General features: G+C 72.6%; 9 protein-coding genes. All 9 read left to right on the top strand.

From position 1 onward, the window contains the following. Position 1: 1 nt before the first annotated feature. Positions 2–895 carry a bifunctional DNA-formamidopyrimidine glycosylase/DNA-(apurinic or apyrimidinic site) lyase gene (gene mutM / locus TCUR_RS16905; RefSeq protein ID WP_012853754.1) on the top strand — a complete coding sequence of 298 codons (894 nt, stop codon included), beginning with the start codon at positions 2–4 and terminating at the stop codon, positions 893–895. A 17-nt stretch (positions 896–912) separates the two neighbouring features. After that, positions 913–1,197 (top strand): acylphosphatase, encoded by a 285-nt coding sequence (locus TCUR_RS25760; RefSeq protein WP_012853753.1) that lies wholly within the window; start codon positions 913–915, stop codon positions 1,195–1,197. 175 nt (positions 1,198–1,372) lie between these two features. Further along, entirely contained in the window at positions 1,373–1,570 is a 198-nt protein-coding gene (locus TCUR_RS16900) for a hypothetical protein (protein WP_012853752.1), read from the top strand. A 367-nt stretch (positions 1,571–1,937) separates the two neighbouring features. Continuing rightward, positions 1,938–5,594 carry a chromosome segregation protein SMC gene (gene smc, locus TCUR_RS16895; protein WP_012853751.1) on the top strand — a complete coding sequence of 1,219 codons (3,657 nt, stop codon included), beginning with the start codon at positions 1,938–1,940 and terminating at the stop codon, positions 5,592–5,594. 323 nt (positions 5,595–5,917) lie between these two features. Beyond that, positions 5,918–7,087 (top strand): signal recognition particle-docking protein FtsY, encoded by a 1,170-nt coding sequence (gene ftsY, locus TCUR_RS16890; RefSeq protein ID WP_012853750.1) that lies wholly within the window; start codon positions 5,918–5,920, stop codon positions 7,085–7,087. A gap of 297 nt (positions 7,088–7,384) precedes the next feature. After that, the gene (locus tag TCUR_RS16885; RefSeq protein WP_012853749.1) at positions 7,385–8,686 is read left to right on the top strand and encodes an ammonium transporter; all 1,302 of its coding nucleotides are present in this window, start codon (positions 7,385–7,387) and stop codon (positions 8,684–8,686) included. Positions 8,687–8,689: 3 nt separating this feature from the next. Further along, positions 8,690–9,028, top strand: a complete 339-nt coding sequence (locus tag TCUR_RS16880) for a P-II family nitrogen regulator (RefSeq protein ID WP_012853748.1) — start codon at positions 8,690–8,692, stop codon at positions 9,026–9,028. A gap of 714 nt (positions 9,029–9,742) precedes the next feature. Then, on the top strand, positions 9,743–12,085 hold the full coding sequence (locus tag TCUR_RS16875; RefSeq protein WP_012853747.1) for a [protein-PII] uridylyltransferase: 2,343 nt from the start codon (positions 9,743–9,745) through the stop codon (positions 12,083–12,085). Positions 12,086–12,183: 98 nt separating this feature from the next. Next, entirely contained in the window at positions 12,184–13,758 is a 1,575-nt protein-coding gene (ffh, locus tag TCUR_RS16870) for a signal recognition particle protein (RefSeq protein WP_012853746.1), read from the top strand. The last annotated feature ends 156 nt before the right edge of the window (positions 13,759–13,914 follow it).

The raw sequence follows: 13,914 nt of genomic DNA, 5'->3' as shown, positions 1-13,914 counted from the left end.
GGTGCCCGAGCTTCCCGAAGTCGAGGTCGTCCGGCGGGGCCTGGAGCGCTGGGTGAGCGGCCGCACCGTCGCCGCCGCCGAGGTGCTGCATCCGCGTGCGGTCCGCCGCCACGTCGGCGGCGCCGCCGATTTCACCGCACGGCTGATCGGGAACACGATCGGCGCCGCCCGCCGCCGCGGCAAGTACCTGTGGCTGCCCCTGGCGGAAGGCGGCGGCGCCATCGTGGCCCACCTGGGCATGAGCGGCCAGCTGCTGGTCGGCGACCCCGCCCGTGCCCGGCAGCGGCATCTGCGGGTCCGCCTGACGTTCACCGACGGCAGTCATGACCTGCGGTTCGTCGATCAGCGCACCTTCGGGCACCTGATGGTCGCCGAGCTGGTCCCCGACGCCTTCGGCCGCGCCGGAAAGGAGGCGGAGGCGGCCGTTCCCGCGCCGGTGGCGCATATCGCCCCCGATCCCCTGGAGCCCGCCTTCGACGATGAGGCGTTCTACCGGGCGCTGCGCCGCCGCCGCACCGGTATCAAACGGGCATTGCTGGATCAATCATTGATCAGCGGGGTCGGCAATATCTACGCCGACGAGGCATTGTGGCGGGCCCGGTTGCACTGGGCCCGGGCGACGGAGAATCTCACCCGGGCGGAAGTGAGCCGGGTGCTGGAAGGGGTGCGTGAGGTCATGACGGCCGCGCTGGCCGCCGGCGGCACTTCCTTCGACCGGTTGTATGTCAACGTCAACGGCGAAAGTGGATATTTCGAACGGTCCTTGGAGGCATACGGGCGACGGGGCGAACCGTGCACCCGGTGCGGCACGCCCATCCGCCGCGATGTCTTCATGAACCGTTCTTCCTACAGTTGTCCCAAGTGCCAGCCCCGGCCGCGGCGTCCCCGCCTTTGATTTCCTACGATCGTGCCGTGGAGGAAACAGCGTCGGCACGGTTGACGGCCTGGGTTCAAGGGCACGTTCAAGGCGTAGGTTTTCGCTGGTGGGTGCGGTCCCGCGCACTGGAGTTGGGCCTGGTCGGCTCGGCTGCCAACCTGCGGGACGGGCGAGTGGAGGTGGTCGCCGAAGGACCTCGCGATCGTTGCGCGCGCCTGCTGGAACTGTTGCGCGGTCCAGGCACTCCCGGACGGGTCGACTCGGTCGTTGAACGGTGGAGCGAACCCCGTGGCGACCTGGTCGGTTTCGTCGAGCGGTGACGGGTGGGGGAAACGGGTTTGCACCTGCTAAACTTGTGTCGACAGGTTGTTACCGGCCCGTGATGTCTGTCTTGACCGGCACCCTGGCTGGTGCGACTCTAGATGATACGCGCACCGTAATGAACGTTCTCGGGCGCGATTCCTGCTGGTTGCTCAGCGTGGAGGACCCTTAATCATGGCGAAGGCTCTACTCGGCCACGTCGGCGGTCCCGACCCCCGGATGGTCGCGGAGATGCGGCGCCTTCAGCAGCGTGTACGTGACCTGGAGGCCGAGCTCGTTCGGCTCCAGGCGGAGAACGACGCGCTGGCTGCGCAGGCCCGCGACGACGTGTTGGCACTGGGAGTGAAGGACCGCGAACCGGCACTGACCTGACGGCGCCTCGAGAGGAAACATCAGGGACGTCGGAGGTCGACGTCCCTTCTGTTTTGCCTTTTTCCTCCCACCCGCCGCTGGCCCGCCCGCCTTCGCATTCTCGTGATCATGGGTGCGGGACGCAGCCGGACGTGGCACATTGGGGCATGCGGCCCGTGGCCGCGTGCATCGCCGCGGCGGGCGGTATCGTTCGCACTGAACCTTTTCACCCGCGTACTGCCTGATCACAGCGGTGCCGGCGGGAGCCGCGGCAGAGGCGGCACCGCGCGGCGGCCCCGCGGGAAGGTTCACCGGCCGATCAGCGAGTCGGGGGCATCGCGATCCGCCTCGGGTGCGACCCCCATGGGAGGGCAAGGAGAGTCCGCGCGTGTACCTCAAGAGCCTGACATTGCGCGGTTTCAAGTCCTTCGCCTCCTCCACCACGCTGCGCTTCGAACCCGGCATCACCTGCGTGGTGGGCCCCAACGGCTCCGGCAAGTCCAACGTCGTGGACGCCCTGGCCTGGGTGATGGGCGAGCAGGGCGCCAAGTCGCTGCGCGGCGGCAAGATGGAGGACGTCATCTTCGCCGGCACCGCCAGCCGCCCCCCGCTGGGCCGCGCCGAGGTCATCTTGACCATCGACAACTCCGACGGCGCCCTGCCCATCGACTACTCCGAGGTCACCATCAGCCGGCTGATGTTCCGCTCCGGGCAGAGCGAGTACGCCATCAACGGCGACCCCTGCCGGCTGCTGGACGTCCAGGAGCTGCTGTCGGACTCCGGCATCGGCCGCGAGATGCACGTGATCGTCGGCCAGGGGATGGTGGACACCGTCCTGCACGCCGGCCCCGATGGGCGGCGCGCGGTGATCGAGGAGGCCGCCGGGGTCCTCAAGCACCGCAAGCGCAAGGAAAAGGCGCTGCGCAAGCTGGAGGCGATGCAGGCCAACCTCAACCGCGTCCAGGACCTGACCGCCGAGCTGCGCCGCCGCCTCAAGCCGCTGGGCCGGCAGGCCGAGATCGCCCGCAAGGCCGCCGTCATCCAGGCCGAGCTGCGCGACGCCAAGGCCCGGCTGCTGGCCGACGACCTGGTCACCTTGCGCACCAGGCTGGAGCGGGAGGAGGCCGACGAGGCCGCGCTGCAGCGCCGCCGGGCCGAGGTCGAACAGGCCCTGGCCGCCGCCCAGCAGCGCGAGGCCGAGCTGGAGGCCGCCGAGCAGGCCGCCGCGCCGGTGCTGGCCCGCGCCCAGGACACCTGGTTCCGCCTGGCCTCCCTCAAAGAGCGGCTGCAGGGCGTGGCCGACCTGGCGGCCGAACGGCACCGCAACGCCTCCGAGGAGACCGGCGAGGAACGCCGCGGCCGCGACCCCGAAGAGATGGAACGCGAGGCCGCCGCCGTCCGCGAGCAGGAAGAGCAGCTGCGCGCCGCCCTGGAGGAGGCCCAGGCCGCCCTGGAGGAGGCGGTGCGGGCCCGCGCCGAGGCCGAGGACGCGCTGCGCGAAGAGGAACACCGCCTGCAGGCCGCCGCCCGCGCCGCCGCCGACCGCCGCGAGGCGCTGGCCCGGCTGCGCGGCCGGCTCGAGGCGCTGCGCAGCAAGGCCCAGGCCGGCGAGGCGGAGATCGGCCGGCTGAGCGAGGCCCGCGCCGAGGCGCTGCGGCGGGCCGAGGCCGCACAGGCCGAGTACGAGGCGTTCGACGCCCAGGCCGCCGAGGACCCCGAGCTGGCCGCCGAGCACGAGATGGCCCAGCGGGCCCTGACGGAGGCCAAGGCGGCGGCCGAGGCGGCCCGCGCCGCCGAGGAGGAGCCTCGCCGGCAGCTCAAGGCCGCCCGGGCGGCCGTGGCCGCCGCCCGCGCCGCCGACCAGGCCGCCCAGAAAGAGGTCACCGCCCTGCAGGCCCGCATCGAGGCGCTGGAGCTGACGCTGGGCAGCGCCGTCGACGGCGGGGAGGTGCTGCTGGCCGGCGACCTGGAGGGCGTGCTGGGCACCCTGGCGTCCCTGCTGACCGTCGAGGCCGGCTATGAGAACGCGGTGGCCGCCGTGCTGGGCGACGCCGCGCAGGCCATCGCCGTCGGCTCGCTGGAGGCCGCACGCGCCGCGCTGGAACTGCTGCGCTCCCGCCGGGCCGGCCGCGCCGCCATGGTCGTCGGCGGCGGCCCCGACGAGCACGAGCCGGCCGTGCCCGGGGTGCGGTACCTGGCCGATGTGATCGACGTCCCCGAGCAGGTGCGGCCGGCCCTGCGGCATCTGCTGCGCGGGGTGGTCGTGGTCGACGGTCTGCAGGAGGCCGCCGACCTGGTGCGGCGCGAGCCGTCCCTGCGGGCCGTCACCCGTGAAGGGGACCTGCTGGGGGCGCACTGGGCGCAAAGCGGCGGCACCGGCGGCGCCCAGAACCTGCTGCAGACGCGCACCGCCTTGGACGAGGCGACCGGGGCGCTGGAGAAGGCGCAGTCCCGCGCCGCGGAGACGGCCGCCGCCCTGCAGGCCGCGCAGGAGGCCGAAAGCCGGGCCCAGGCGGCGCTGGAGGAGGCCCAGGCCGCCGCCCAGCAGGCGCAAAACGGGGTCGGGCAGGCCCAGGCCGCCTTGGACCGGGTGCGCGGCAGGCTGCGGGAGTTCGAGGCCCGCGCCGCCCAGGAGGCCAAGCGGGCCGCCCGGCTGGAGGCGGACGTGCGGGCCGCCCGCGGCGAGGTGGAACGGCTGACCAAGGCGCTGGATGCCGCCGCGCAGGCCCGCGAGCAGGACCTGGCCGCCGCCGAGGAGCTGGCCGAGCAGCTGGCCGAACAGGAGGCCGCCGCCGAGGCCGCCGACGACCTCGGCGAGGACACCACCGCCCGGGACATGCTGGCCGAGCGCGCCCAGCAGGCCCGCGCGGCCGAGATGGAGGCCCGCCTGGCGGTGCGCACCGCCGAAGAACGCGTGCGGGCCATCGCCGGACGGGCCGAGGCGCTGGAACGCGGCGCCCGCCGTGAACGCCAGGAGCGCGCCCGCGCCGCCGCCCGCCGCGAGCGCCGCCGCCGCCAGGCCCGCACCGCCGCCGCCGTGCTGGCCGGCGCCCGCGCCGCCCTGGAGCGGATCGAGGTGTCGCTGCGCGCCGCCGTGGCCGAGCGGGAGGCCGCCCAGCAGGCCAAGGCCGACCGCGAGGCGGAGCTGAAGGTGGTGCGCGCCCAGGTCCGCGAGCTGTCGGCCCAGCTGGAGAAGCTGGTCAACGCCGCGCACGGCAGCGAGGTCGCCCGCGCCGAGCAGCGGCTGCGGCTGGAGCAGCTGACCGAGCGGGCGATGGAGGAACTGGGCCTGGAGGTCGACGTCCTGATCGCCGAGTACGGCCCCGACCAGCCGGTGCCGCCGCCTCCTGATGCCCCCGAGGACGCCGTCCCGCGCCCCTATGCTCGGGCCGAGCAGGAAAAGCGCGCCAAGAACGCCGAGCGTCAGCTGGCCCAGCTGGGCAAGGTCAACCCGCTGGCGCTGGAGGAGTACGCCGCCCTGGAGGAGCGGCACGCGTTCTTGACCTCCCAGCTGGAGGACCTCAAAAAGACCCGCCGCGATCTGCTCACCGTGGTCAAGGAGGTCGACGACCGGGTGCAGCGGGTGTTCGCCGAGGCGTTCGCCGACACCGCCCGCGAGTTCGAGCGGATCTTCGCCCGGCTGTTCCCCGGCGGCGAGGGCCGGCTGGTGCTCACCGATCCCGACGATATGCTCACCACCGGCGTGGAGGTGGAGGCCCGCCCGCCCGGCAAGAAGGTCAAGCGGCTGTCGCTGCTGTCGGGCGGGGAACGCTCCCTGGTGGCCATCGCCCTGCTGGTGGCGGTCTTCAAAGCCCGTCCCTCCCCGTTTTATGTACTGGACGAGGTGGAGGCGGCCCTGGACGACACCAACACCCAGCGGCTGCTGTCCATCCTGGAGGAGCTGCGCGAGTCCTCCCAGCTGATCATCATCACCCACCAAAAGCGCACCATGGAGGGCGCCGACGCGCTTTATGGCATCACCATGCGCGGTGACGGCGTCAGCCAGGTCGTCAGCCAGCGGATCCGGCGGCGCGAATCGGCCTGAGCCCGGGGCCGGTGCGGTGATCGCCGGGCGGCGGGTGAACTCAGGCCCGCCGATTCTTCCCGGATGCATCCGGAGCGTCCCGGCTGCACGGTCTTCCCGGTCCGCTCGTTACGGAGAGATCTTTTCCGGTGGTGCACCGGGATTCTCGCGGCCGATATTCGGCGACGCAGGCGGGAAGGGACGGTGGCCGGGGACCGTGATGCCGGACGTCCGCGGGCTTTCTTTGCCGCACGTATAGACACGTATAGATGGGCGCCGGGACATCACGGGCGACGTGGCGCTTGGCGGAGCCATGGCAGGGCGTCTGCGAGACTGGGGACGCTATGGAATACGTGATCCTCATAGTCGCACTGGCCGTGCTCGCCCTCGTGGTGGGCGGCCTGCTCCTGGTGCGGCCCCGCCGCACCACCCGCCTGCCGTCTGCGCCGCCGGAGAGGCCGGCGGCGAGCGGGGAGGGCTCGACCGCCGTCTTGGAACGGGAGCCGGCGGCGCCCACGCTGGAGCGGGCGCCCCCGGCCGAACCGGCGGCCCCGCCCAAACCGGAGATCGAGATCCCGCCGCCGTCGGCGGGCCGGCTGGTGCGGCTGCGGGCCAGGCTGGCGAGGTCCCAAAACGCCCTGGGCCACGTCCTGCTGGGACTGCTGTCCCGCGACACCCTCGATGAGGACGCCTGGGACGAGATCGAAGACACCCTGATCTCGGCCGACATCGGCGTGGCGGTGGCCCGCGAGATCACCGAGGCGCTGCGGACCCGGGTGCAGGTGATGGGCGCCCGCACCCCCGAGGAGGTCCGCGCGCTGCTCCGGGAGGAGCTGCTGCGGCAGGTCACCAACGGGTTCGACGAGAAGACCGACCGCAGGCTGCGCACCGCCCGGCACGGCGACCGGCCCGCCGTGGTGATGGTCGTCGGCGTCAATGGCACCGGCAAGACCACCACCTGCGGCAAGTTGGCGCGGGTGCTGGTGGGCGACGGCAACACCGTGCTGCTGGGCGCCGCCGACACCTTCCGCGCCGCCGCCGCCGACCAGCTGGAGACCTGGGGCAAGCGGGTCGGCGCCGAGGTGGTGCGCAAGGGCGAGGGCGCCGACCCCGGCAGCGTCGCCTTCGACGCGGTCAGGCAGGGCATCGAGGGCAAGGTCGACACGGTGATCATCGACACCGCCGGCCGGCTGCACACCAAGACCGGGCTGATGGACGAGCTCGGCAAGGTCAAGCGGGTGGTGGAAAAGCAGGCCACGGTGGACGAGGTGCTGCTGGTCCTGGACGCCACCACCGGCCAGAACGGCATGCAGCAGGCCCGGGTGTTCGCCGAGGTGGTCAACGTCACCGGCATCGTGCTGACCAAGCTGGACGGCACCGCCAAGGGCGGCATCGTCATCGCGGTCCAGCGCGAGCTGGGCGTGCCGGTCAAGCTGGTCGGGCTGGGCGAGGGCCCCGACGACCTGGCGCCCTTTGAGGCCGAACCGTTCGTGGACGCGATCATCGGAGAGTGAGTCCCCTTCGCCGCAGCCGCTCTGGAGACCCGGGAGCCGAGGCCGTCAAGCGCCCCACCTGCGACATGTGGGGCGCTTGATGATTTCTGGGGAGTTTGTGGCGTAGACGGCTCTACGTCCGGACCGGAAACCCGCGAGTTTTTGGAACGAGCCACAGGTGAGGGTTTCGAAACACTCGCGAAACATATGACGGCTGGTTTTCACACCTTTGAAACAGCCGGGCCGTTCGGGTGAAACCACCACGCCAGAACCTCTACCCAGTCAAACGTTCCGTGCCGAGGAGGGGCTCTCTCCGAGATGGAAATCGATAGCGGCAACACCGCCTGGGTGATGACGAGCGCGGCGTTGGTCCTGCTCATGACGCCAGGCCTGGCCTTCTTCTACGGAGGCATGACCCGCGCCAAGAGCGTGCTCAACATGATGATGATGAGCTTCGTCAGCATGGCCGTGGTCGGCGTGCTGTGGGCTCTCTACGCGTACTCGCTCGCCTTCAGCGACGGCGGTGCGCTCAACAGCGTCATCGGCGGACTCGGTGACTGGGGCCTGGTGGGGCTGGAGAACCAGGTGGACGACGGTCTGCCGACCCTGGTGTTCGTCGCCTTCCAGGCCACGTTCGCCATCCTCACCACCGCCCTGATCAGCGGCGCGATCGCCGACCGCGCCAAGTTCGGCGCCTGGGTGGTCTTCACCGTCATCTGGGTGACCGTGGTCTACGCCCCGCTGGCCCACTGGGTGTGGGGCGGCGGCTGGATCGGCGAGATGGGCGCCCTGGACTTCGCCGGCGGCACCGTGGTCCACATCAACGCCGGTGCGGCGGCGCTGGCGCTGGCGCTGGTGCTGGGCAAGCGCAAGGGCTGGCCGCGCGACCCGATGCGGCCGCACAACCTGCCGTTCGTCCTGCTGGGCGCGGGCCTGCTGTGGTTCGGCTGGTTCGGCTTCAACGCCGGTTCGGAGCTGGCCGCCGACACGGTCTCCGGCGTCGCCTTCATCAACACGCTGGTGTGCACCGCCGCCGCGGCCTTCGGCTGGATCGCGGTGGAGAAGCTGCGCCACGGCGCCTCCACGACGCTGGGCATCGCCTCCGGCGTGGTGGCCGGCCTGGTCGCCATCACCCCGGCCTGTGCCTTCGTCACCCCCATCGGCGCCATCGTGATCGGCCTCGTCGCCGGTGTGCTCTGCGCCTTCGCCGTCAGCCTGAAGTACAAGCTGGGCTATGACGACTCCCTGGACGTGGTCGGCGTCCACCTGGTCGGCGGCGTGATCGGCGCCCTGATGATCGGCCTGGTGGCCACCACCGCCGTCAACGACGGCGGCGCGGACGGCCTGCTGGCCGGCGGCGGCCTGAGCCTGCTGGGCAAGCAGGCGGTCGGCGTGGTCGCCAGCATCATCTACTCCTTCGTCGTCAGCTACATCATCGGCAAGCTCATCGACGTCACCATGGGCTTCCGGATCAGCGAGGAGGACGAGGTGGCCGGCGTCGACAGCACCTCGCACGCCGAGACCGCCTACGACTTCGGCAGCATCCACGCCGGTGGCGCCGCCGGCGGGATCGCCGCGGCGTCCTCCGCCGACAGCGCCCCCACGAAGGTTGAGGCATAACAGATGAAACTGATCACCGCGGTCATCAAGCCGTTCAAGCTCGACGAGGTCAAGGCCGCACTGGAGACCGCCGGAGTCAAGGGACTGACCGTCAGCGAGGCCAGTGGCTACGGCCGCCAGAAGGGCCACACCGAGGTCTACCGGGGCGCCGAGTACAAGGTCGACCTGGTGCCCAAGGTGCGGGTCGAGGTCCTGGTGGACGACGTCGACGCCGACGACGTGATCGACGCCATCGTCAAGGCGGCGCAGACCGGCAAGATCGGCGACGGCAAGGTCTGGGCCGTCCCGGTCGATGCGGTCGTGCGGGTCCGCACCGGGGAGACCGGCCCCGAGGCCCTGTAGCGGGTCGTCTACGGATCGGGGGAGCAATCGCTCAGGGCGCGAGACGAGGAAGGGCGTCCCAAACCGCAGGCCGGCGGGGCGGGACGCCCTTCTGCCTGTCAGTGAGATCCCGGCCGGCGGGAGAGCGCGGAGGCGGCCGTGGCCGGGGCGATCCGCGGGGCCGGGCCGAGACGCCGGCGGGAGAGAACGAGGAAGGCCACCGGCCCTGAGATCCGGGGCATGCGAAACGGGCGGAATCCCAAGGGCTCACAGCGAACGGCAAAGAGAGCACCCGAAAAGACCAAGAAAATCACAGTGGTTAAAAGTCCCGGATTTTCTGGCGTTCGAGGCGACCGGAATATCGGGGCGCCGGGGTGAACGAGGCTCCCGAAGAGAGGCGGGACGGACCGCCGGCTCGCATGGGGATTTGAGTCTCCAAGCCGGGCCGGCCGAGACGGCGAAGGTGCGGCAAAGCGGAGCACCCGAGGCGTCCAGGACGCCCGGGTGAACGAACGGTCGAGCGCCGAGGAAACCCAGCGGCCCCCGGCCACCGGGCCGCCGTCCTGGGCCGGGGAGCGGCGTGACGACTTGGGACGACACGGACCGGGCACCTGCAAGACCCCGCTGCCGGTGCCTGAGGCCGGGTGCTCGGGACCAGGTGCTTGAAGAAGGCGCGTTGCGGCGACCGGAACGGCAGAGCACGTCAGGCGGGCGGGACTTCGGAGGCGAACGGGGTTGAAAGAGACGACCGGAAGGTTCAAGGCGGCCACGGCGGTGGAGGGCGCCGGGGCCGGCGGGCTGGAGGAGGCGCGCAAGGCGCTGGCGGCGGCCCGGGCGCGGCGGGGGGCCGAACTGGACCGCTGGCTGGCCGGGCTGCTGGAGGCCACCGGTGCCGCGCGGGAGGTCGCGCTGGTCGCGGTGGGCAGCCACAGCCGCGGAGAGCTGACCCCCGGCGGCGATCTGGACCTGGTGCTGGTGCACCGGGGACGGCCGGACATCGCCCAGATCGCCGACCGGATCTGGTACCCCGTCTGGGACCGCGGGCTGCGCCTGGACCACTCGGTGCGCACCGTGCGGGAGGCCAGGAAGGTCGCCGGCAGCGACATCAAGGCCGCCATGGGCCTGCTCGGCGCCCGCCTGCTGGCCGGCGACCAGGACCTGGCCGACCAGCTGCGCGCCGTCGTGCTGACCGACTGGCGCGCCCAGGCCCGGCGGCGGCTGGCCGAGCTGGCCGAGCTGACCCGGCGGCGCTGGGCCGACCGCGGCGAACTGGCGTTCCTGCTCGAAGGCGACCTCAAGGAGGCCAAGGGCGGGCTGCGGGACGTGTACACCATGCAGGCGGCCGCCGCCACCTGGGCGGTGCCCGGCCCCGGCGAGCGCGTGCGCGCCGCCCACGACCTGCTGCTGGACGTCCGGCACGCGCTGCACGAGACCACCGGCCGCGCCGGAGACCGGCTGCACCTGCAGGAACAGGACGCCGTGGCGCACCTGCTGGGCCTGCCCGACGGCGCCGCCCTGCTGCGCGTCATCGTCGCCGCCGCCCGCACCGTCTCCTATGCCGCCGACAACCTGTGGCGGCACGTCGACCGGTTCTGCGCCGACCGGCCCCGCGGCATCCGCGTCGCCCGCCCCGGCGGGCGGGTCGAACGGCGCCCGGTGGGCGATGGGGCCGTCGAGCACGAGGGGGAGGTCGTGCTGGCCCGCGGCGCCGACCTGACCGACCCGGTGCTGCCGCTGTGCGTGGCGGCGGCCGCCGCCCAGGCCGGGCTGCCGCTGGCGCCCGCCACCGCCGAGCAGCTGGCCGCCAAGGTCCCGCCGCTGCCGGTGCCCTGGCCCGCCGAGGCCCGCGACGCGCTGGTGTCGCTGCTGGGCGCCGGGCCCGCGGCGATCCCCGTCTGGGAGGCGCTCGACCAGGCCGGGGTGATCGTGCGGGAGCTGCCCGAATGGGAGCAGGTGCGCAACCGGCCGCAGCGCAACCCCGTCCACCGCTTCACCGTGGACCGGCACCTGGTGGAGACCGCGGCCGGGGCCGCCGCCATGACCCGTGACGTCGCCCGCCCCGACCTGCTGCTGGTCGGGGCGCTGTTGCACGACATCGGCAAGGGACGGCCCGGCGACCACTCCCGCACCGGCGCCGCGCTGGCCCGCACGATGGCCGCCCGGATGGGTTTTTGCGACACCGACGCCGATGTGCTGGAGACGGTCGTGCTGCACCACCTGCTGCTGCCCGACACCGCCACCCGGCGCGACCTGGACGACCCGGTGACCATCCAGACCGTGGCCCAGAAGGTGTCGGCCGTGCCCGGCCGGGGCCGGCAGGTGCTGGAGATTCTGGCGGCGCTGGCGGTCGCCGACGCGCAGGCCACCGGGCCGGCCGCCTGGGGCGCCTGGAAGGCCCGGCTGATCGAGGAGCTGGTGCGGCGCGTGGACGCCTGCCTGGCCGGCGGCGCGCCCCCGCGCAACGGGCTGGACCCCACCCCCGAGCAGCTGGCGCTGGCCCGCCACGACGGCGCGGCGGTGCGGATCGCCGGCTCCCGGGTCACCGTCGCGGTGCCGGACCGGCCCGGCCTGCTGTGGCGCACGGCCGGGGTGCTGGCCCTGCACCGCCTGGTGGTGCGGACCGCCCGGGTGTTCGCCTCGGCCGGCGCCGGCACCGCGGTGCTGGACTTCACCGCCGTCCCCGAATACGGCACCCCGCCCGACCCGGCCGCCCTGGAGGCCGATCTGCGCCGGATGCTCGCCGGCCGGCTGGATGTGGCGGGCCTGCTGGAACGGCGCGCCGCGGCGGTGCGCCGCCGTCCGGGAGCGCCGGTGCCGCCGCCGCGGGTCACCATCGTCGAGGACGCCTCCGACACCGCCACGGTGGTGGAGGTCCGCGCCCACGACCGGCCCGGCCTGCTGTGGCGGATCGGCCAGGCCATCGGCGCCTGCGGCCTGCAGGTCGACAAGGCCCGGGTGGACACCCTGGGCGCGGAGGCGGTGGACGTCTTCTACGTGGTGGACGCCCAGGGCCGTCCCCTGCGGGAACCGGCCGCCCTGTCGGCGCTGCGGGAGAAGGTCCTGGCCGCGCTCCGCTGACCCCGTCCGGGCGGGGCTCGGATACGGGCGGGCGCCCGTGGATTCCTCGATACCCTGAGGTTTGATTCCTTACGAGTCTTCTAGGACGGGTCGCACACGTGTTCGAGACGCTCTCCGACCGGCTGACGTCGGTCTTCTCCTCGCTGCGCAGCAAGGGCAGGCTGTCGGAAGCGGACATCAACGCCACCGCGCGCGAGATCCGCATCGCGCTGCTGGAGGCGGACGTGGCCCTGCCCGTCGTCAAGGACTTCATCGCGCACGTCAAGGAACGGGCCCTGGGGGCGGAGGTCTCCCAGGCGCTGAACCCGGCGCAGCAGGTCGTCAAGATCGTCAACGAGGAGCTGATCGAGATCCTCGGCGGCGAGACCCGCCGGTTGCGTTTCGCCAAGACCCCGCCGACGGTGATCATGCTGGCCGGCCTGCAGGGCGCCGGTAAGACCACCCTGGCCGGCAAGCTGGCCTACTGGCTCAAGGGCCAGGGCCACACCCCGCTGCTGGTCGCCGCCGACCTGCAGCGTCCCAACGCGGTCCAGCAGCTGCAGGTGATGGGGGAGCGGGCCGGGGTGCCGGTGTTCGCCCCCGAGCCGGGCAACGGCGTCGGCGACCCGGTCCAGGTGGCCCGCCGCTCGGTGGAGGAGGCCCGGCGCGCCCAGCACGATGTGGTCATCATCGACACCGCCGGCCGGCTCGGCGTGGACGCCGAGATGATGCAGCAGGCCATCGACATCCGCGACGCGGTCTCCCCCGACGAGATCCTGTTCGTGGTCGACGCGATGGTCGGCCAGGACGCGGTCAACACCGCCCAGGCGTTCATGGACGGCGTCGGCTTCGACGGGGTGGTGCTCACCAAGCTGGACGGCGACGCCCGCGGCGGCGCCGCCCTGTCGGTGCGGCACATCACCGGCCGGCCCATCATGTTCGCCTCCACCGGGGAGAAGCTGGAGGACTTCGACCTCTTCCACCCCGACCGGATGGCCGGCCGCATCCTCGACATGGGTGACATCCTCACCCTGATCGAGCAGGCCGAGCGGACCTTCGACGCCCAGCAGGCCGAGCGGATGACCGCCAAGTTCGCCTCGGGCGAGGATCTGACGCTGGAGGACTTCCTCGAGCAGATGATGATGGTCCGCAAGCTCGGGCCGATCCGGAACCTGCTGGGCATGCTGCCGGGCATGGGGCAGATGCGCGACCAGCTCGACCAGATCGACGACAAGGACCTGGACCGGGTCGCGGCCATCATCCGCTCCATGACCCCGGCCGAGCGCGCCAACCCCAAGATCATCAACGGTTCCCGCCGGGCCCGCATCGCAGCCGGCTCGGGCACCACGGTCAGCGAGGTCAACAACCTGGTCACCCGGTTCTTCGAGGCGCAGAAGATGATGCGCCAGGTGGTCGGCGGAATGGGCCTGCCGGGCATGCCCGGCGGCGGCCGCCGCAAGGCCGCCAAGGGCAAGAGCGCCAAGAAGAAGGGCAAGCAGCGCAGCGGCGACCCGCGCAAGCGCGCCGCCGCGGCCAAGGGCTCCGGCGACGCCCGCCCCGCGCCGGACGCCCTGCCCCAGGGGCTGCCCCCGGCGCTGGGCGGCGGCCTTCCCGGCGGGCTGCCGGGCGCGCTTCCCCCCGGCTTCCAGATGCCCGACCTGAACAAACTGCAGGTCCGCAAGAAGAAGAAGTGACCGCGGGCCGTCCCGCCCGGGCGGGACGAAGCCGGGCGCAACCGTTTCCATGAGGACGCGCCCGGTCGGCATGCACCGGCTGCAGCGGCCATTACCTGCGGTGACGGCTCGTTGTTGCGCGATTGCACCTCAGGGCCGTTCGTCTGGCAGAATGAC

Origin of the sequence: Thermomonospora curvata DSM 43183 (assembly GCF_000024385.1) — a bacterium.
In the GTDB taxonomy this organism is placed as follows: domain Bacteria; phylum Actinomycetota; class Actinomycetes; order Streptosporangiales; family Streptosporangiaceae; genus Thermomonospora; species Thermomonospora curvata.
This window is presented reverse-complemented; position numbering and strand designations above follow the sequence as displayed.

Coding starts and splice junctions, on each gene's coding strand:
- TCUR_RS16900 (WP_012853752.1), top strand. CDS start 1,373: ATGGCGAAGGCTCTACTCGGCCACGTCGGCGGTCCCGACCCCCGGATG.
- ftsY (WP_012853750.1), top strand. CDS start 5,918: ATGGAATACGTGATCCTCATAGTCGCACTGGCCGTGCTCGCCCTCGTG.
- TCUR_RS16885 (WP_012853749.1), top strand. CDS start 7,385: ATGGAAATCGATAGCGGCAACACCGCCTGGGTGATGACGAGCGCGGCG.
- TCUR_RS16880 (WP_012853748.1), top strand. CDS start 8,690: ATGAAACTGATCACCGCGGTCATCAAGCCGTTCAAGCTCGACGAGGTC.